The 20003-nt window shown below is 66.6% G+C and carries 16 protein-coding genes; 12 read left to right on the top strand and 4 right to left on the bottom strand.

The window, feature by feature from the left end:
* Positions 1 to 4 precede the first annotated feature (4 nt).
* Positions 5 to 3472 (bottom strand): pyruvate carboxylase, encoded by a 3468-nt coding sequence (pyc, locus tag BBX35_RS21495; RefSeq protein ID WP_067224451.1) that lies wholly within the window; start codon positions 3470 to 3472, stop codon positions 5 to 7.
* 915 nt (positions 3473 to 4387) lie between these two features.
* Between pyc and BBX35_RS21500 the strand changes: the two genes are divergently transcribed.
* The 8 genes from BBX35_RS21500 (at position 4388) to BBX35_RS21535 (ending at position 13571) form a co-directional block, all read left to right on the top strand.
* Positions 4388 to 7414: a helicase-related protein gene (locus tag BBX35_RS21500; protein WP_067224453.1), complete on the top strand. Its 3027-nt coding sequence runs from the start codon at positions 4388 to 4390 to the stop codon at positions 7412 to 7414.
* A gap of 83 nt (positions 7415 to 7497) precedes the next feature.
* Positions 7498 to 7941, top strand: a complete 444-nt coding sequence (locus BBX35_RS21505; protein WP_067224814.1) for an RNA-binding S4 domain-containing protein — start codon at positions 7498 to 7500, stop codon at positions 7939 to 7941.
* A gap of 325 nt (positions 7942 to 8266) precedes the next feature.
* A complete protein-coding gene (gene fdxA, locus BBX35_RS21510; RefSeq protein ID WP_067224455.1) occupies positions 8267 to 8605 on the top strand; it encodes a ferredoxin FdxA in 339 nt (112 codons plus the stop codon).
* 412 nt (positions 8606 to 9017) lie between these two features.
* Entirely contained in the window at positions 9018 to 9599 is a 582-nt protein-coding gene (locus BBX35_RS21515) for a CarD family transcriptional regulator (RefSeq protein WP_067224457.1), read from the top strand.
* 340 nt (positions 9600 to 9939) lie between these two features.
* Complete coding sequence (locus tag BBX35_RS21520; protein ID WP_083206513.1) at positions 9940 to 10809, top strand: RNA polymerase factor sigma-32; 870 nt, start codon at positions 9940 to 9942, stop codon at positions 10807 to 10809.
* A 154-nt stretch (positions 10810 to 10963) separates the two neighbouring features.
* Positions 10964 to 12043, top strand: coding sequence for a GDP-mannose 4,6-dehydratase (gene gmd / locus BBX35_RS21525; RefSeq protein ID WP_067224460.1), 1080 nt, complete (start codon positions 10964 to 10966; stop codon positions 12041 to 12043).
* Positions 12044 to 12045: 2 nt separating this feature from the next.
* Positions 12046 to 13026 (top strand): GDP-L-fucose synthase family protein, encoded by a 981-nt coding sequence (locus tag BBX35_RS21530; RefSeq protein ID WP_067224462.1) that lies wholly within the window; start codon positions 12046 to 12048, stop codon positions 13024 to 13026.
* The gene (locus BBX35_RS21535) at positions 13023 to 13571 is read left to right on the top strand and encodes a class I SAM-dependent methyltransferase (protein WP_067224463.1); all 549 of its coding nucleotides are present in this window, start codon (positions 13023 to 13025) and stop codon (positions 13569 to 13571) included. The genes BBX35_RS21530 and BBX35_RS21535 overlap by 4 nt, the downstream gene beginning before the upstream one ends.
* A gap of 7 nt (positions 13572 to 13578) precedes the next feature.
* On the opposite strand, the gene BBX35_RS21540 is transcribed toward BBX35_RS21535, so the two are convergent.
* Positions 13579 to 14292 carry a carbonic anhydrase gene (locus tag BBX35_RS21540; RefSeq protein WP_067224465.1) on the bottom strand — a complete coding sequence of 238 codons (714 nt, stop codon included), beginning with the start codon at positions 14290 to 14292 and terminating at the stop codon, positions 13579 to 13581.
* A 182-nt stretch (positions 14293 to 14474) separates the two neighbouring features.
* Here BBX35_RS21540 and BBX35_RS21545 point away from each other — a divergent pair, with 182 nt between their 5' ends.
* Complete coding sequence (locus tag BBX35_RS21545; protein ID WP_067224467.1) at positions 14475 to 15533, top strand: MaoC family dehydratase; 1059 nt, start codon at positions 14475 to 14477, stop codon at positions 15531 to 15533.
* 4 nt (positions 15534 to 15537) lie between these two features.
* Here the strand turns inward: BBX35_RS21545 and xerD are convergent, their stop codons facing one another.
* Together xerD and BBX35_RS23730 are read right to left on the bottom strand one after the other, a co-directional pair.
* The gene (xerD, locus tag BBX35_RS21550) at positions 15538 to 16473 is read right to left on the bottom strand and encodes a site-specific tyrosine recombinase XerD (protein WP_067224468.1); all 936 of its coding nucleotides are present in this window, start codon (positions 16471 to 16473) and stop codon (positions 15538 to 15540) included.
* A gap of 17 nt (positions 16474 to 16490) precedes the next feature.
* Positions 16491 to 16634 carry a hypothetical protein gene (locus BBX35_RS23730; protein ID WP_171900725.1) on the bottom strand — a complete coding sequence of 48 codons (144 nt, stop codon included), beginning with the start codon at positions 16632 to 16634 and terminating at the stop codon, positions 16491 to 16493.
* Positions 16635 to 16796: 162 nt separating this feature from the next.
* On the opposite strand from BBX35_RS23730, the gene BBX35_RS21555 reads away from it, so the two are divergent.
* From BBX35_RS21555 to BBX35_RS21565, 3 genes are read left to right on the top strand one after another with little or no spacing between them, the layout of a single operon-like run.
* Positions 16797 to 17417, top strand: coding sequence for a shikimate kinase (locus BBX35_RS21555; RefSeq protein ID WP_067224470.1), 621 nt, complete (start codon positions 16797 to 16799; stop codon positions 17415 to 17417).
* Entirely contained in the window at positions 17414 to 18568 is a 1155-nt protein-coding gene (gene aroB / locus BBX35_RS21560; protein WP_067224472.1) for a 3-dehydroquinate synthase, read from the top strand. The genes BBX35_RS21555 and aroB overlap by 4 nt, the downstream gene beginning before the upstream one ends.
* A gap of 58 nt (positions 18569 to 18626) precedes the next feature.
* Positions 18627 to 19982, top strand: a complete 1356-nt coding sequence (locus BBX35_RS21565; RefSeq protein ID WP_067224474.1) for an HlyC/CorC family transporter — start codon at positions 18627 to 18629, stop codon at positions 19980 to 19982.
* The last annotated feature ends 21 nt before the right edge of the window (positions 19983 to 20003 follow it).

The raw sequence follows: 20003 nt of genomic DNA on the forward strand, positions 1-20003 counted from the left end.
CGCATCAGCCCTCCGCCTCGAAGACCACCAGCAGGTCCTTCGCATCGACCTGCTGGCCCGGCGTCGCCAGCACCTCCGCCACCGTTCCCGCGCGGTCGGCATGGAGCGCCGTTTCCATCTTCATCGCCTCGATGGACACCAGCACGTCGCCCGGCGACACGCTTTGTCCCGCCTTCACCGCAACAGTCGAGATGACGCCCGGCATCGGCGCCCCGACATGGGCAGCATTGCCGTCTTCGACCTTGCGCCGCGCTGCGGCCCCGGCCGCTCCATGCGCCCGGTCCGGCACCTTGATGATGCGCGGCTGGCCGTTGAGCTCGAAGAACACCTTGCACTCGCCGTTCTCGTCCGTTTCGCCGATGGCCTGGGTGCGTACGACCAGCGTCTTGCCGGGCTCCAGATCGATCATCATCTCCTCGCCGGCCGGCAGGCCATAGAAGTAGACCGGCGTCGGCAGCACGTTGACCGGGCCGTAGCGATCCCTTGCGGCGGCAAAATCGGTGAAGACCTTCGGATACATCAGGTAGGAGGCGAGATCGGTGTCGGAGATCTCGCCGCCGATCTTTTCCGCCGCTTCCTTGCGGCGGGCGGCAAGATCGTCGGCCGCCAGCAGCGAACCGGGACGCACGGTGATCGGCGTCTCGCCCTTCAGCACCTTGGACTGGATGTCCTTCGGCCACCCGCCGGGCGACTGGCCGAGATCGCCGCGCATCATCTGCACGACGCTGTCGGGGAAGGCGACATCCTTCTCCGGAGCCATCACATCGGCCACCGACAGACCCTGCGCCACCATCATCAGCGCCATGTCGCCGACCACTTTCGACGAGGGGGTCACCTTGACGATGTCGCCGAACATCATGTTGACGTCGTGATAGGCCTGCGCCACCTCGTGCCACCGGGTCTCCAGGCCGAGCGAGCGTGCCTGTTCCTTCAGGTTGGTGAACTGGCCGCCCGGCATCTCGTGCAGATAGACTTCCGAAGCCGGCGCCTTGAGGTCGCTTTCGAAGGCCCGGTACTGCGCCCGCGCCGCCTCCCAGTAGAAGGAGATCTCGCGGATCGCCCGTGCATCGAGCCCGGTGTCGCGCGGCCCGTCGCGCAGGGCTGCGGCAAGCGAGCCCAGCGCCGGCTGCGACGTCAGTCCCGAGAAGGCGTCCATCGCGGCATCCACCGCATCGACGCCCGCCTCCACCGCGGCCAGTACCGTCGCGGCGGAGATGCCGGACGTGTCATGGGTGTGGAAGTGGATCGGCAGGCCGACTTCCTGCTTCAGGGCGGAGAACAGGCGCCGTGCCGCCTCCGGCTTCATCAGGCCGGCCATGTCCTTGACGCCGAGAATGTGGCAACCGGCCCGCTCCAGCTCCTTTGCCAGCTTCACGTAATAGGCAAGGTCGTATTTCGGCCGGGCCGCATCCAGCAGGTCGCCGGTATAGCAGATCGTCCCCTCGCACAGCTTGTCCGCCTCGATCACCGCATCGAGCGAGACGCGCATGTTCTCCACCCAGTTGAGGCAGTCGAAGACGCGGAACAGGTCGATGCCGTTCTCGGCGGCGCGGGCGACGAAATCGCGGACCACATTGTCGGGATAGTTGGCGTAGCCGACGCCGTTCGCACCGCGCAGCAGCATCTGCAGCAGGATGTTGGGTACGCGCTCGCGCACGGCCCTCAGCCGCTCCCAGGGATCCTCGGTGAGAAAGCGCATGGCGACGTCGAACGTGGCCCCGCCCCAGCATTCCAGCGAGAACAGCTGCGGCAGGCCGCGCGCATAGGAGTCCGCCACCGCGACGATGTCGAAGCTGCGCATGCGGGTCGCAAGCAGCGACTGGTGCGCATCGCGCATGGTCGTGTCGGTCACCAGCGCGCGCCGCTCCGCCTTCATCCAGTCGGCAAAGCCCTGCGGGCCGAGCTCGTCGAGAAGCTGCTTGGTGCCCTTGCGAATCTCGCCCTCGTAGACGGGCGCAGCAGGCGCCGGCGCATCCGCGAGGGGCTGCGGCCGGTTGCGGGTCTCCGGATGGCCATTGACCGTGACATCGGCGATGTAGGTGAGCAGCTTGGTGGCCCGGTCCCGGCGGGTGACCTGGTGGAACAGGGCGGGCGTCTCGTCGATGAAGCGCGTCGTGTAGCTGTTGGCCCGGAAATCCGGGTGCCCGATCACGTTCTCCAGAAACACCAGATTGGTCGCCACGCCGCGGATGCGGAATTCGCGCAAGGCGCGGTCCATGCGCTGCGCGGCCTCTTCCGCCGTCGGCGCCCAGGCCGTCACCTTTTCCAGCAAGGGATCGTAGAAGCGGGTGATCACCGCTCCCGAATAGGCGGTGCCGCCATCGAGCCGGATGCCGAAGCCGGTGGCCCCGCGATAGGCGGTGATGCGGCCGTAGTCGGGAATGAAGTTCTGCTCCGGATCCTCGGTGGTGATACGGCACTGGAGCGCGTGGCCGTTCAGCCGGATCTCCTCCTGCACCGGCACCCCGGAGGCCGGCTCGCCGATCATCGCGCCTGCCGCGATGCGTATCTGCGCCTTGACGATGTCGATGCCGGTGACCTCCTCGGTCACCGTGTGCTCGACCTGCACCCGCGGATTCACTTCGATGAAATAGAAGCGGCCAGTGTCGGCATCCATCAGGAACTCGACGGTGCCCGCCCCGCGATAATGCGCCGCCCTGCCGATGCTGAGGCCGTACTCGCTCAGTTCCGCGCGCTGATCCGCATCGAGATAGGGAGCCGGCGCCCGCTCGACGACCTTCTGGTGGCGACGCTGGATCGAGCAATCGCGCTCGAACAGATGCACCAGATTGCCATGCGCATCGCCGAGGATCTGGACTTCGACATGCCGCGCCCGCTCCACCAGCTTCTCGAGATAGATCTCGTCCTTGCCGAAGGCGGCCTTGGCCTCGCGCTTGGCCGCCGCCACATCGCGCAGCAGCGCCTCTTCGTCGCGAATGACACGCATGCCGCGCCCGCCGCCGCCCCAGGACGCCTTGAGCATCACCGGATAACCGATCTCGGCGGCAAGCCGGCGCACCTCGCCCATGTCGTCGGGCAGCGGGTCGGTCGCCGGCATCACCGGCACCCCGGCCTCGATGGCAAGGTTCCGGGCGGCGACCTTGTTGCCGAGCCGGCGCATGGTTTCCGGCGAGGGACCGATGAAGACGATGCCGGCTTCGGCGCAGGCTTCCGCGAATTCCGGGCTTTCCGACAGGAAACCGTAGCCGGGGTGAATGGCATCGGCCCCGGCCGCCTTGGCAACGCGCAGGATTTCCGGGATGGACAGATAGGCCTCGATCGGACCGAGCGGCTCGGGCAGATGCGGCCCCCGGCCGATCTGATATGCCTCGTCAGCCTTGAACCGGTGCAGCGCGAGCTTGTCCTGCTCCGCATAGACGGCAACGGTGCGCATGCCCAGCTCGTTCGCCGCGCGGAAAATCCGGATCGCGATTTCCGAGCGGTTGGCAACGAGAATTTTCCGAATAGCCAAGTCAGCCCCTCCTCCTGATGGACGACCCGCAGGGCCGTCCGTGCCTTAGCGTCACCGCGTTCTAGCTGTTGCACCGCAACAAGGGAAGACGGCAGGGCCAAGAGCTCCGATAGGCCCGACAGATGGCAGCCGGCAAATCGTCCCGGAATGAAACGAAGACGTTAATGCATGTCGGACAGGCTGCGAGGACACGCTCCGCGCATCGTCATCATCCAGTCCATGGCTCGCGCCGAGCCACAACATACATGAGGAACATATCAGGAACAATAACCGGTCAGCGATTCGGACAGGCTTCGTTCGCGGTTTCGTCGAGAGGTAAACTCATACCTTCGAATTTTAATATTCCGATTAACGAAATCGAAAGCCCTGGGCCAATCGGCGCAAATTCGACCGGATCCGAATCGACCGGCACAAATCCTTGAGGGGATTCACGATTTCGTCCCGCCACAGCGCTCTTACACAACATCTCGTAGGGAACGAAACCTGAATCAGCGCGAGTCGTCGATTCGGTCCGGCTTTGTTCAGGACTCGTTCTGTTCACCCTCTTTCGTCCCCCTGTCGGCCTCCATTTCGGAGCCCCTGCGGCGCCTGCCAGGGAGGGCGGCCGGATGCGATTCGCACGCCCTCGCGCCCCATCCGAAAACAGCAGGCGACAGCCGCGCGCGGTCTGTGCTACCTCTCTGTCCCACAGGTTTGCGGTCGCCTGAAGCTCCCACCGCAACACTTATCCGGACCCCGGCGCCTTCCCGCCGCGCGGTCTACTCAGCAACGGATCTCGGCGATTTTCGCCGTGGCACGGATCGCACAGCGCAGCTGCAGGCAATGCTTCATTCCGGACAATCGAGGCCGTTTTCGGCCGGGGGCTCTTCCGCCCCCACCTGGACCACGCTGCCACCGCAGGCGCGGGCCCGTACGGTGACGGCGGTCCTCGGCCCGACCAACACCGGCAAGACCCACCTCGCAATCGAGCGGATGATTGCGCGCGAAACGGGCATCATCGGCCTGCCGCTGCGCCTGCTCGCGCGCGAGGTCTACGGCCGCATCGTCGAGCGGGTCGGCGCCGACAAGGTCGCGCTGGTCACGGGCGAGGAAAAGATCATCCCCGCCGATACCCGCTACTGGGTGTCGACGGTGGAGGCCATGCCGCTCGATCTCGTCGTGGATTTCGTTGCCATCGATGAGGTGCAGCTCGCCGGAGATCTGGAGCGCGGTCACGTTTTCACCGACCGCATCCTCAACATGCGCGGATCGCTGGAGACGCTGCTTCTCGGCTCGGCGACGGCGCGCCCGCTGCTCGAACGCCTGCTGCCGGGCCTCAACGTGGTCACCCGCCCGCGCATGTCGATCCTGGCCTACTCGGGCCAGAAGAAGATCACCCGTCTGCCGGCACGCTCGGCCGTGGTCGCCTTCTCCTCGTCGGAGGTCTATGCGATCGCCGAGCTGATTCGCCGCCAGCACGGCGGCGCCGCCGTCGTTCTCGGCTCGCTCAGCCCGCGCACCCGCAATGCCCAGGTCGAACTGTTCCAGAACGGCGACGTGGAGCACTTGATCGCTACCGACGCGATCGGCATGGGCCTCAATCTCGACGTCGATCACATCGCCTTCGCCGGCATCCGCAAGTTCGACGGCTACCAGTACCGCATGCTGACGCCTGCCGAGATGGGGCAGATCGGCGGACGCGCCGGCCGCCACACCCGCGACGGCACGTTCGGCGTCACCGGACGGGTCGATCCTTTCGACGAGGAACTGGTGGAGGCGCTGGAAAGCCACCGCTTCGACGCGCTCAAGGTTTTCCAGTGGCGCAATCGCGCGCTCGACTTCGCCAGCGTCGAGAGCCTGCGCCGCACGCTGGACGAGCCCCCGCGCGAACAGGGCCTGACACGGGCCCCGCCCTCGGCCGATGAAACCGCTTTCGACCACGCCCTGCGCGACGAGACCATCCGCCGGGTCGCGGCGACGCCGGAGCGGGTTCGCCTGCTCTGGGATGTGTGCCAGGTCCCCGATTACCGCAAGATCGCGCCGGCGAACCATGCCGACCTGATCGCCGGGCTCTATGCCCATCTGACCCGCAACGGGGTCGTTCCCGACGACTGGTTTGCCCGCCAGGTCGCCTTCGCCGACCGGGTCGACGGCGACATCGACACGCTGGCGAACCGCATTGCACATATCCGCACCTGGACCTTCGTCGCCAACCGTGGTGACTGGCTTGCGGATCCCGCCCATTGGCAAGGCGTGACGCGCGGCGTAGAAGACCGTCTGTCCGACGCATTGCACGACAGGCTCACCCAGCGCTTCGTCGACCGGCGGACGAGCGTATTGATGCGACGGCTGAGAGAGAACGCGATGCTTGAAGCGGAAATTACATCGGCAGGGGACGTGCTTGTCGAAGGACAGCATGTCGGACAACTGCAGGGCTTCCGCTTTGCACCGGACCCCTCGGCCGATGGCCCTGACGTCAAGGCCCTGCGTGCGGCTGCCCAGAAGGCCCTGGCGAGTGAGCTCACCCAGCGCGCCGACCGGCTTTCGCGTGCCGCAAACGAGGACTTCGCCCTTGCCTCCGATGGCGCTCTGCGCTGGCAGGGCGAGATCGTCGGCCGCGTGATCGCGGGCGAGACGGTGCTGACCCCGGGTCTCATCGTTTTGTGCGAGGACAGCCTCGATGCCGCCGACCGCGAAAAGGTCGAGGCGCGCCTCGTCCTGTGGCTGCGCGCCCATATCGACACCGTGCTGAAGCCGCTGCGCGACCTGGAAACCGGCGAGGGCCTCGAGGGTCTTGCCCGCGGCATCGCGTTCCGTCTCGTCGAAGCGCTCGGCATTCTGGAGCGCTCGGAGATTTCCGAGGACGTCCGCCAGCTGGACCAGACCATGCGCGCCGGGCTGCGTCGCCTGGGCGTGCGCTTCGGTGCCTACCACATCTTCGTGCCGGCGCTGCTGAAGCCGGCCCCGAGCCGCCTGATCGCCCAGCTCTGGGCGCTCAAGCATGGCGAGCCGGACATGCCGGGCCTGTCCGAGCTGCCGCAGCTTTCGGCCTCGGGCCGGACCTCGATCACGGTCGATCCCGAGATTTCCAAGGCGCTGTACAAGGTCGTCGGCTTCCGTGTCTGCGGACCGCGCGCCGTGCGCATCGACATTCTCGAGCGCCTGGCCGACCTGATCCGCCCGCTTCTGGCCTGGAAGCCGCTGGACGCGGAAGTATCCCCGCCCGAGGGCGCGGTTGCCGAAGGCGGCGGCTTCACCGTAACGGTGGCGATGACCTCCCTGCTCGGCTGTGCCGGTGAGGACTTCTCCGCCGTGCTGAAATCGCTGGGCTATCGCTCCGAGACCCGTGAAGTCACCCGCCCGGTCGCCCCGACCGCGGAAGCTGCAGCGCCGGAAGCACCTGTAGTGGAGGCTGCTGCAACCGAGACGCCGGCAGAGGCGGAGGCGGAAGCGCCTGCGGCAGACGAGCAGTCGGCGGCTCCGGCAGAGGTCGAGACGGACACGGCAGAGACCGACGAGGCCCCCACCGAGACCACGACTGAAGCCCCCGCCGCGATGGCGGACGAAGCGGCAACGGAGCCGTCCGCGGTCGAAGCTTCGACGGAAACCGTCACCATCGAGATCTGGCGTCCCGGCCGGCGCGATCGGCGCCCTCAGGGTGCCCAGCGCGGTGGCCGGCGTCAGGATGCGGCAGGCGGCGAAGCGACCGAGGGACAGGGCCAGAAGCAGCGGACCAAGGGCCGCGGCTTCGGCAAGGGCGGCAACCGCCAGCAGGGCCAACAGGGTCGCCCCGACCAGCCGCGCGGCGGCGGAGGCAAGGGTCGGAACGAAGGCGCACGCGCCGACAACCAGCGTCCGCGCGGAGCCCGGCCGGACCGTCCGGCCCGCGAGATGGATCCGGATTCGCCCTTCGCGAAACTGGCGGCCCTCAAGGCCGATCTGGAGAAGAAGCCACGGTCCTGACCGGCGACGTTCGGGACTGACGGAGGATAGCGGCAAGGGTGAGCGACACCACGACCACCGGATCGACCACGCTGCCTGCGGACATGACGCCGCAGCGGCTCGACAAGTGGCTCTGGTTTGCCCGGATCGTGAAATCGCGCAGCCTTGCCCAAAAGCTGGTGAACGGTGGCCATGTGCGGGTGAACCGCGACAAGGCCCAAGCACCGGCCAAGGCGATCCGACACGGCGACGTCCTGACCATCGCCGTGGCAAACCGGATCCTCGTGCTGAAGGTGGTCGCGCCCGGCACGCGGCGCGGGCCGGCACCCGAAGCCCGCCTTCTCTATGAGGATCTGGCTCCCTCACCGGATCTTGCGCCCCTTTCCGCAGACGGCGACGACCCGGAGGAGGCCACCGGCACGCCGGGCGCTGCCACGGCGGCTCCGGCCGGCCGCGATGGTCCGGCGCCTGGCCGGCGCGAGCGCGGCAGCGGCCGCCCGACCAAGCGCCAGCGGCGCCAGATCGACCGGCTCACGGACAAGGCCTGAGCCGGCTCAGACGCTTGCATGCATCGCCCTGCGACACATGGTCCGCTCGCGCACCGCTTCCGGCAGAGAGAAAAATCTTCTCCGGGAGCTATCATCGGCAACATATTCCGAACTTGAAGCCCATCGCCAAACCCGGTACGCAGGCAGCAAGAACCGCCCGCACACCGGCCGGTGCCCTCCCGGCCTTGCGTCGGGGCCGGAGCCGGACCCCCGCATCGGACTGCTTCCGCGGAAACGGAGACCGGGCCTCGATCTGAAGGGCCGCGACACGGCAGCGGCATTGCCCGCCGGTCGGCGGCAGGAATGGCGCCGCGAGAGGATTGCGATGACCTATATCGTCACGGACAACTGCATCAAGTGCAAGTACACCGACTGTGTCGAAGTCTGTCCGGTCGACTGCTTCTATGAAGGCGAGAACATGCTCGTCATTCACCCGGACGAGTGCATCGATTGCGGTGTCTGCGAGCCGGAATGCCCGGCGGATGCGATCAAGCCGGATACCGAGCCGGGCCTCGAAAAGTGGCTGGAGCTGAACACGGAATACGCGTCCAAGTGGCCGAACCTGACGGTCAAGAAGGACGCGCTTCCCGAGGCCGAGGAGTTCGACGGCAAGCCGAACAAGCTCGAGGCCTATTTCTCGCCGGAGCCGGGCTCGGGCGACTGAGACGCAAAGGGCGTACCGTGTCCCTTGACATGGACCAATGCCCGGCCAGGCACGCCTGCGCCAAGCAACTGCGGACGACGACGGCGCCGGAATCTTCCGGCTGCCGGGTCGCGTTTTGAAATCCACAAGTTTTGTGATATAGTCTTTTCCTCAGTAGTCGAACCAGTGGTCTCCCCCTCCCACTCGGAGGTTTCTTATGGTTGCGAACCCTTCGCCGCATGCGAAGGGGGGCGGCATCCCTCCTAGAACTGATCCGGGACCAGAGTTCGGTCGGCTGATCATCGAATAACGAACTCCGGCGGGTTGTGGCGAGCCACAAGCTCGGTGGACGTGCGTTTTCTCCATGGACGGGCGACGTTTCACGCGCCGCCCCCGGCTTCTGGCCGCAACTGCGCAGGAGTAGCATAGGCGTATGGCAACAACGATGAAGAAGACCGCGCAGAGACAGGGTTTCAAGACTGGTGAGTTCATTGTCTATCCCGCCCATGGCGTCGGACAGATCACCGCGATCGAGGAACAGAATGTCGCGGGATATGCGCTTGAACTTCTGGTGATCAATTTCGAGCAGGACAAGATGACGCTGCGCGTCCCGGTCGCGAAGATCGCATCCGTTGGCATGCGCAAGCTGGCCGATGCTCCTGCCGTGAAGAAGGCGTTGGAGACCGTGCGTGGCCGGCCGCGCGTCAAGCGCACCATGTGGAGCCGCCGCGCCCAGGAATACGAGGCGAAGATCAATTCCGGCGATCTGATCGCCATTGCCGAGGTGGTTCGCGACCTCTACCGGTCCGAGAGCCAGCCCGAGCAGTCCTACTCCGAGCGTCAGCTCTACGAGGCCGCTCTCGACCGCATGTCGCGTGAGATCGCTGCGGTCAACAAGTGCTCGGACACCGAGGCGATCCGCCAGATCGAACAGAACCTCGCAAAGTCGGCCAGCCGCAAGGCCGCCGCCGCTGCGACCGAGGACGAAGACGGGGAACAGACCGAAGCCGCCTGATGGCGACAACGGACCCGTTCGATGCTTCGACGCCCGGCGCTCCCCAGCGCCGGGCGTTTTCTTTTGGCCCGCAGTCTTGCGCAGTCTGCCGCCATGAGGCCGACCTCCAATCAGGTAAACTTATCGCGATCTCGAGGAACTTCTATTGGTCCTGATCGTATGCAGGAGTCATGCTTGGACCAACCCACGCTGCTTCACTCGCTGATGCCGGCAGGATGAACCGAAATCGGTGTGGCAGCGTATCATATGACGATAGCAGACCAGGGCACCGACGTGGCGGCCGCATCGCCACTTGGGGCCCGGCCTCCGGATCAGGAGGCGGGACGCGGAGGGACACACCGTGAGTTATCTTTCGGGCAACCGGCGTCAGATTGTCAGGGCCGCGATGAACGCGCCCTATCTCAGCCGTGAAGAAGAACAGCAGCTTGCCATCGCCTGGCGCGATCAGGGCGATCAGGCCGCGCTCGACCGCCTCAGCCTGGCGCATATGCGCCTCGTCATCGCAGTGGCGGCGAAATACCGAAACTTCGGACTGTCGATGAGCGATCTCATCCAGGAAGGTCATATCGGCCTGCTGGAAGCCGCCTCCCGGTTCGAACCGGAACGCGAGGTCCGCTTCTCCACCTACGCCACCTGGTGGATCCGCGCTTCGATCCAGGACTACATCCTGCGCAACTGGTCCATCGTCCGCGGCGGCACCTCGTCGACGCAGAAGGCCCTCTTCTTCAACCTCCGCCGCCTGCGGGCGAAACTCTCCAGCGGCACGACGCGCATCAGCGAAGACGAGCTGGTGGAGAAGATCGCCGAGACGATGGGCGTAAAGGTGCAGGACGTGGCCACCATGAGTGCCCGGCTGTCGGGCCCCGACACCTCGCTCAATGCACCGGTGCTCGAGGTTGACGGATCCGGCGCCGACCGTCAGGATTTCCTGGTCAGCGAAGACCCCTTGCCGGAGGAGACCGTCGGCGGCGTCATCGACACCGAACGGCGTACGCGCTGGCTGGAGACCGCACTCGGGGTCTTGAGCGAACGCGAGCTGCGCATCGTCCGCGAGCGCCGGCTCAGCGAAGAAGGCGAGACGCTCGAGGCGCTCGGCCAGAAGCTCGGCATCTCCAAGGAACGCGTTCGCCAGATCGAAAGCCGCGCGCTCGACAAGCTGCGCGACGCGCTTCTGAAGGTCCAGCCGGACAAGCTCGCCTATTGCGGCTGACGCAACCGCGTCGCGCCATAGCGCTCATCGCCAGGGCCCTTCCGCCGCCGCACATCCCGCAAGGGAAGTCGGCGGCGGTTGCCCTTGTCCCTCGCGTGCAGTAGGAGGAACGACCGACAAGCCCGTTCTTCAGGCATCCGCACAGGGACTTCACATGACCGCACCCCGCGCGCTCATCACCGGCGTGACCGGCCAGGACGGCGCCTATCTCGCCCGCATCCTGCTCGACAAGGGCTACGAGGTGCATGGTCTGAAGCGCCGCTCCTCCTCGTTCAACACCGGCCGGATCGATCCCCTGATCCACGACCGGCACGAGGAAGGCGGCCGTTTCTTCCTTCACTACGGCGACCTTACCGACAGCTCCTCGCTGATCCGCCTCGTGTCCGAGATCCAGCCGGTCGAGATCTACAATCTCGCCGCCCAGAGCCATGTGATGGTCAGCTTCGAGACCCCGGAATACACGGCGAATGCCGACGCGACCGGCGTGTTGCGCCTGCTGGAGGCCCTGCGCATCCTCGGCATGGAGAAGTCCTGCCGCTTCTACCAGGCCTCCACCTCCGAGCTTTACGGCAAGGTTCGCGAGACGCCACAGAGCGAAACGACGCCGTTCTATCCGCGCTCTCCCTATGCCGTCGCCAAGCTCTATGGCTACTGGATCGCAGTGAACTACCGCGAGGCCTACGGCATCCACGCCAGCAACGGCATCCTGTTCAATCACGAGAGCCCGCTGCGCGGCGAGACCTTCGTCACCCGCAAGATCACCCGCGCGGTCGCCGCCATCGAGCTCGGCCTGCAGAAGCAGCTCTACCTCGGCAATCTCGACGCACGGCGCGACTGGGGCCATGCCCGCGACTATGCCGAAGGCATGTGGCGCATCCTGCAGCAGCCGGAGCCGGACGACTATGTGCTGGCGACCGGCGAGACCCACACGGTCCGCGAGTTCGTCGAGCGCGCCTTTGCGCGCGTCGGCCGAGAGATCGTCTGGTCCGGCAAGGACGAAGAAGAGATCGGCCGCGACCGGGCGAGCGGCGAGACGCTTGTCGCCATCGACCCCGCCTATTTCCGGCCGACCGAGGTCGACCTCCTGCTCGGCGACCCGACCAAGGCGCGCGAACGGCTCGGCTGGACCCACACGACCGGCTTCACCGAACTGGTCGACGAGATGGTCGATGCGGATCTCGAGCTGCTGCGTGTCGAACGCCATGCCCGCCGCGCCTATGGTCGCGAGGACTGACGATGACCGCTGAGAGCAGCACCGGCCCAGCGCGCCGGATCTTCGTCGCCGGCCATCGCGGCATGGTCGGCTCGGCGATCTGTCGCCGCCTTGCGCGGGAAAAGGCCGAGATCATCACCCGCACCCGGGCGGAACTGGACCTGACCGACCAGCGCGCCGTTGCAGGGTTCTTCGCTAGCGAACGGCCGGATGCGGTGATCCTGGCGGCCGCGCGTGTCGGCGGCATTCTCGCCAACGACCGCCAGCCGGTCGACTTCCTGCAGGACAACCTGCAGATCCAGACCAACGTGATCGCGGCCGCTGCCGATCACGGCGTCCGCCGCCTCGTCTTCCTCGGCTCGTCCTGCATCTATCCGAAGTTCGCAGATCAGCCGATCCGCGAGGATGCGCTGATGACGGGCGCGCTGGAGCCGACCAACCAGTGGTACGCGATCGCAAAGATCGCCGGCGTCTATCTGTGCCAGGCCTATCGCCGCCAGCACGGGCTGTCCTACGTCTCGGCGATGCCGACCAACCTCTACGGGCCGAACGACAATTTCGATCTCGCAACCAGCCATGTCTTGCCGGCCCTGATCCGCAAGTTCGTCGAGGCGCGCGAGACCGGCGCCGAGGCGGTGGAGATCTGGGGCAGCGGCACACCGCTGCGCGAGTTCATGCATGTCGACGACCTCGCCGATGCGATCGTCTTCCTGCTCGAGACTTATGACGGCGACGAGCCGATCAACGTGGGCTCCGGCCAGGAAGTCTCGATCCGCGATCTCGCCACGCTGATCGCCCGCGAGGCGGGTTTCGCCGGTGAGCTGCGCTTCGACGCAACCAAGCCGGACGGCACCCCGCGCAAGCTGATGGACTCCGAACGGCTACACGCGCTCGGCTGGCGCCCCCACGTGGCGCTCGAAGACGGCATCCGGCAGACGATCCGCTGGTATTTGGACAACCGCGCCGCTCTCGGCGCCGACGGCAGAACGGGCAGCACCCAATGAAAATCGAGAAACTCCACCTCGGCTGCGGCGTGAAGCACATTCCCGGCTTCTACCATGTCGATGCGCTCGACTATCCGCATGTCGACCGCATCGGGCCGGTCGAGGACCTGTCCTTCATCGCCGACGGCACCGTCGAGCTGATCTATGCCTGCCACGTGCTGGAGCATTTCGGCCGCAAGGAGTACCGCGACGTGCTCGCCGAGTGGTGCCGCGTGCTGGCTCCCGGCGGCGTGTTGCGGATCGCCGTGCCGGACTTCCGGGCGGCCGCCGAGCTCTATCTCGACACGTCGAACGACTTAGCCCTGCCGCAGGTTCTCGGCCTTCTGGTCGGCGGCCAGCGCGACCAGTACGACTATCACAAGATGGTCTTCGACGAGGAAACCCTGTCGGCGGCGCTGATCGAGGTCGGCTTCTCCTCCACCCGCCGCTGGGACTGGCGCACGACGGAGCATAGCGGCCTAGACGACTATTCGCAGGCCTACCTGCCGCATATGGCGAAGGACACCGGCCGTCTCGTCAGCCTGAACCTGGAAGGCGTGAAGTAGGCGGCCCTCAGCCTCCGGATGCAAATCCGGAGGCGAAGATGGTGGGCGCCGCGACGAAGCGCTCGCTTGCCGGGTCCAGCACCCGCAATTCGCCTGAGCCGATGTCGAACCAGGCGCCGTGCAGGGCAAGGCGCCCCCGCTCTTCCAGGATCTGCACGCAAGGGAAACTGCGCAGGTTCACCAGCGACTGGCGAATGCCGGCATATTCCATCGCCAGCTGCGGATCCTCGTCGCGCTCCAGCTTCAGGCACTGGAACTCGGCCGCCGGCTCGAGCAGCGTCATCCACTTGCCGATGAAGTCGCCCGGCGACAGCGGCACCGCATCCTGGTTCAGGAACGCCTTGACGCCGCCGCACTGGCCGTGGCCTAGCACGACGATATGCCGGACCTTGAGAGCCTGAACGGCGAACTCGAGCGCCGCGCTGGTCGAGTGGTAATCGTTGTCCGGCGCATAGGGCGGGACAAGATTGGCGACGTTGCGCACCACGAAAAGCTCGCCCGGTCCAGCAGCGAAGATGCCCTCCGGCGTGACGCGGCTGTCGCAGCACGAAATCACCATCACCTCGGGCTGCTGCCCGTAGATTGCCAGGCGCTCGTAATCGGTACGGTGCGGCCTGTGCGAATGTTCACGGTAGCTGCGATATCCAGCCAGCAACTCCCGCGGGAAATTGGGAAGGATTTCCGGCCTGCCGGCGCCCGGCTCCTGCTGCTCGTCTGCCATGATCTGGTCCCTCTGCTTTGCGGCGCCGGAAACATGGCTTCCGGGAGCGTCAGCCTTGTTAAGCCCTTGCGGCCGCCCCGGCAACCTGATCGTGAGCCTCGCACGCACCCAAGGTCGTGCTTGCGCAGCCTCCGTCCAGCCTGTCTTATTGCACCGCGAAAGGCGGATAGGGAGGACAAGGCATGAGCAACACCAAGACCAGCCCGGGCAACTGTTTCGAGGATTTCCGCATCGGCCAGGTCCTGCGCCACGCTACGCCGCGCACCGTGACCCGGGGCGACATCTCCCTTTACAACGCTCTCTACGGCTCTCGGTTCGCGGTGCAGTCCTCCGACGATTTCGCCGAGCGCATCCGCTATCCCGAAGCGCCGGTCGACGACCTGCTGGTCTTCCACATCGTCTTCGGCAAGACCGTCCCGGACATCTCGCTCAACGCGGTCGCCAATCTCGGCTATGCCGGCGGTCGTTTCCTCGCCCCCGTCTATGCCGGCGACACGCTCTCCGCGGTCTCCGAGGTGATCGGCCTCAAGGAGAACTCGAACGGGCGCACCGGCGTCGTCTATGTCCGCTCCACCGGCTACAATCAGGACGGCACCGAGGTGCTGGACTATGTCCGCTGGGTGATGGTCAACAAGCGCGACCCCGCCAGCCCGGCGCCGGAGACTGTGGTGCCGGAATTGCCCGAGGCGATCGCGCCGGACGCTCTTGGCGATGCCTGCCCCCTGATCGACGCCGAAGCCTGGGACAACGAGCTTGCCGGCTCCCCGCATCGCTTCGACGACTACGAGGTCGGCGAGCGCATCGACCATGTCGACGGAATGACCGTCGAGGAGGCCGAGCACCAGATCGCCACGCGCCTCTACCAGAACACCGCCCGGGTCCATTTCAACCAGTTCACGGAAGGCCAGGGCCGCTTCGGCCGGCGGCTGATCTATGGCGGCCACGTGATCTCGCTGGCACGCGCGCTGTCCTTCAACGGGCTGGGCAATGCCTTCCACATCGCCGGCATAAATGCCGGGCGCCATGTCGCGCCGCTGTTTGCCGGAGAGACCGTGTTCGCCTGGTCGCAGGTGGTGGAGAAGGCCGAGATTTCCGGCCGGCACGATGTCGGCGCCCTGCGCCTGCGGATGATCGCGACGAAAGACCGCCCCTGTCACGACTTCCCGCTCGCCGGCCCGGACGGGGCCTATGACCCGAGCGTCATTCTCGACTTCGACATGTGGGTGCTGATGCCGCGCTGAGACGTCAGTCGCGCCGCGACAACGGGTGGTGATTTTCGACAAGGGCCGCCAGCCGCTCGTCGAGCACGTGGGTGTAGATCTGCGTCGTGGAGATGTCGGCATGGCCGAGCAGCTGCTGCACGACGCGCAGATCCGCGCCGTTCTGCAGCAGGTGCGAGGCGAAGGCGTGCCGCAGCACATGCGGCGAGAGCGCTGAGGGATCGAGCCCAGCCGACACCGCAAGGTCCTTGAGATCGCGGGCGAAAGCCTGGCGGGTGAAATGCCCGCTCTCTCCATGCGAGGGAAAAAGCCAGCGGCTGGCCGGATAGACGCCCTCCGCCCGCCGGCACGCCACATAGGCGCGCATCGCCTCGCGCGCCGCCGGGCCGAGCGGCACCAGCCGCTCCTTGTTGCCCTTGCCCGTGACTGCGATCAGCCGCTCGTCGCGCAGGGCTGCCGAGAGCGGCAAGGACACCAGTTCGGAGACGCGCAGGCCCGTCGCATACAGCACTTCCAGCAGGGCATGCATGCGCAGCGCCCTGAGCCGCGCGGCCGCGGACAGGCCCTCGACCTCGCTCGCCTCGCGCGCAGCGGCAAGCAACCGGTCGACCTCCTCCTCGCCGAGCACCTTCGGAAGGGCGGCCCGCCGCTTGGGGGTAGAGATCGTCCGCGTCGGGTCGTCCGCCCGCAGCCCGTCGGCAAACAGATGCCGGTAGAACTGGCGCAGGGCGGACAGGCGCCGGGCCTGCGAGCTCGCCGCATAGCCGCGCCGGGTGAGGTCGGAGAGATAGGCGGCGACGTCCTCGCGCGACGCGGTAGACGCCGCAGCCTTGCGGGCGGCCAGGAAGCCGGCGAAGTCGTCGAGATCGCGGCGGTAGCTTTCCAGCGTGTTGTCTGCGGCGCCGCGTTCGGCCGACAACATCTCCAGGAAGCTCTCGATCAGCAGCGCGTCGCTGGCCATGCCGTCCTCCCGTCGACCTAGCGGCCGAAGCCGTCCATCGGTAGGCGCACCGTGATCTCGTGCGGTTCCGGCTCGATGAATGTGCCCAGCGCGAAGACCGTGCCGGCGACCGCGCCGGTCAGCACCAGAAGGACGAACAGCAGTCGGAAGATCGTGGGCATCGGCGTCGTATCGGACTGTGGAACGGCCAGCGGATGGGTTCCTTATCGGCCAGTCCCCGTCCGCGATGCAAGTGCCCGATGGTACGAGGCGCCGCAAGCGGACTTGACTAGGCAGGCAGGACAAGGGCAAAGCGATGGGTCACAAGGGGAGAGTGCCATCACATGTCCGTCCTGCCGAATCTCGTCGAGGAAGAGCGCGCCGCCCGCCTCGTGACCGGACTTGGCACGCGCTCCATCGTGCTGGTCGGGATCATGGGCTGCGGCAAGTCGAGCGTCGGCCGCCGCCTCGCCCAGACCCTCTCTCTGCCGTTCGTCGATGCGGACACGGAGATCGAGGCGGCTGCGAACCTGACGATCCCGGAGATCTTCGCCCAGCATGGCGAAGCCTATTTCCGCGCCGGCGAGCAGCGGGTCATCGCCCGCCTTCTGAAGAACGGCCCGCAGATCCTGGCGACCGGCGGCGGCGCCTACATGAACGCCGAGACCCGCGCGGCAGTGCGCGAGATGGGTTTGTCGATCTGGCTGAAGGCCGATTTCGCGCTGGTGATGAACCGGGTGCGCCGCAAGCCGAACCGGCCGCTGCTCAACGACCCGGATCCCGAGGGGGTGATGCGCCGGCTTTTGGCGGAGCGCGAACCGGTCTATGCGGAAGCCGAACTCACCATCCAGTCGCGCGACGTGCCGCATGAGGCCGTGGTCGCCGACATCGTTGCCGCGCTCGAAGCGCATTTCGGGTTCGCTCCCGCCGTGAGCGACCAGGCTGAAGGAGCATCACGCCCATGACACACCAGACCGCGACGGCCGAGACCGAGACTGGGGCCCCGTTGCGCGTTCCGGTCGCTCTCGGCGAACGCTCCTACGACATCCTGATCGGTCGCGGGCTGGTGGAAGACGCCGGCGCGCGCATTGCGGAGCGACTGCCGCGGTCCCGCGTCGCCATCGTCAGCGACGAGACGGTCGCCACGCATCACCTGGAACGCCTGCAGGCCTCGCTCGAGGCCGCCGGGGTCGGCTTTGCCACCATCCTGCTGCCACCCGGCGAGGCGAGCAAGCGCTTCAGCGTCTACGAGACGGTCTGCGACCGGGTGCTGGAAGCCCGGCTGGAGCGCAACGACGCCATCGTCGCGCTCGGCGGCGGAGTGGTCGGCGATCTTGCCGGCTTCGTCGCGGCCAGCGTCCGGCGCGGTATGCCCTTCGTCCAGATGCCGACGACACTGCTCTCCCAGGTGGATTCCTCCGTCGGCGGCAAGACCGGTATCAACGTGCGCCACGGCAAGAACCTGATCGGCGCCTTCCACCAGCCCGCACTGGTGCTGGCCGACACGGCGACGCTGGACACGCTGCCGCTGCGCGAATTCCGCGCCGGCTACGCCGAAACCGTCAAATACGGCCTGCTCGGCGATGCGAGCTTTTTCGCCTGGCTGGAGGAAAACCATGCCGCGGTGTTCGCCGGCGGGGCGGAGCGCGAGGAGGCCATTGCCGTTTCCTGCCGCGCCAAGGCCGCCATCGTCGCGGAAGACGAGTTCGAGACGGGCGCCCGGGCGCTGCTCAATCTCGGCCACACTTTCGGCCATGCGCTGGAGGCCATCGTCGCCTATGACGGCACGCGCCTCGTTCATGGCGAGGGTGTCGCCATCGGCATGCGCCTCGCCTTCGACTTCTCGGTTCGCCTCGGCCTGTGCCCGCCACAGGACCGCGATCGCGTCGCTGCGCATCTTGCCAGTGTCGGCCTGCCCACCCATATCAGCGATATCCCGGGACAGATGCCGCCGGCCGAGAGCTTCCTCGACATCATGGCGCAGGACAAGAAGGTGAGCCGCGGAGCTCTGACCTTCATTCTGGTTCGCGGCATCGGCGACGCCTTCATCGAGCGCGGTGTCGATCCCGCAGCGCTGCGCGACTTCCTGACGGACGAACTGGCGAGCCGGTCCTGATCGCCGGCGGCCCTTTCGGCCGCGAACCCGACGCCAACACGAGCGAGACGACAACAGAATGAGCGACGCAAGCCTCTGGCTTTCCATCCTCGCAATCATTGTCCTGCTGGTCATGTCCGGTTTCTTCTCGGGCTCCGAGACCGCACTGACCGCCGCCTCGCGGGCGCGCATGCTGCAGCTCGAAAAGACCGGCGACCGGCGCGCCACCGTCGTCAGCCGCCTGATCATGGTCCGCGAACGGCTGATCGGCGCGCTCCTGCTCGGCAACAACCTGGTCAACATTCTCGCCTCGGCGCTCGCCACCAATGTGCTGCTGAGCCTGTTCGGCGATGCCGGCGTCGTCTACGCCACGCTGGTGATGACCGCCCTGGTGCTGATCTTCTCCGAAGTGCTGCCGAAGACCTGGGCAATTTCCAATCCGGACGGCTTCGCCATCGCCGTCTCGCCGGTGGTCCGCGTCGTCGTGATCGTTTTCGGCCCGGTCGTCAGCGCCGTCGAGATGATCGTGCGTGCCCTGCTCCGTCTGTTCGGCGTCGATGTGTCGGAGAACCGCAACGTGCTCTCGGCCCACGAGGAGCTGCGCGGCACCGTCGACCTGCAGCATCTGGAAGGCGGCCTCGTCAAGGCGGAGCGCGACCGCATCGGCGGCCTGCTCGATCTTGCCGATCTGGAAGTGTCGGACGTGATGGTCCACCGCACCAAGATGAACACGCTGAACGCGGACGAGCCGGTCGACAGGCTGATCCAGGACGCGCTGGCGAGCCCCCACACCCGACTGCCGCTGTGGCGCGGGCAGACCGACAACTATATCGGCGTCCTGCATGCCAAGGACCTGCTGCGTGCGCTCGCCGCGGCCGGCGGCGACGCCTCGAGCATAGACATTGAGCAGATCGTCTCCCCGCCCTGGTTCGTGCCGGATACGACGAGCCTGCAGGACCAGCTCAACGCCTTCCTCAAGCGCAAGGCACATTTCGCCCTCGTCATCGACGAGTATGGCGAGGTGATGGGCCTGGTGACGCTGGAAGACATCCTGGAGGAGATCGTCGGCGAGATTTCCGACGAGCACGACGTGGAACTGGCGGGCGTCCGCCCCCAGCCCGACGGCTCGATCATCGTCGACGGCGGCGTGCCGATCCGCGATCTCAACCGCGCCGTCGACTGGCGTCTGCCGGACGACGAGGCGACCACCATTGCCGGCCTGGTGATTCACGAGGCGCGCATGATCCCCGAAGAGCGGCAGGCCTTCACCTTCCACGGCTACCGGTTCACGGTGCTGAAGCGCGAGAAGAACCGCGTGACGCGCCTGAAGATCACGCCGCTCTCGAAGGAGGTGGCCGGATCGGTCAAGGCCGTGTTCGCCGGTCAGGCAGCCGCGACCGCGCAGGCCCCTGCCCCCACGGTGCAGCCCGGCTGACCGGGCGAAGCGGAAGCGAAT

Source organism: Stappia indica, from assembly GCF_001696535.1.
Lineage (GTDB): Bacteria > Pseudomonadota > Alphaproteobacteria > Rhizobiales > Stappiaceae > Stappia > Stappia indica.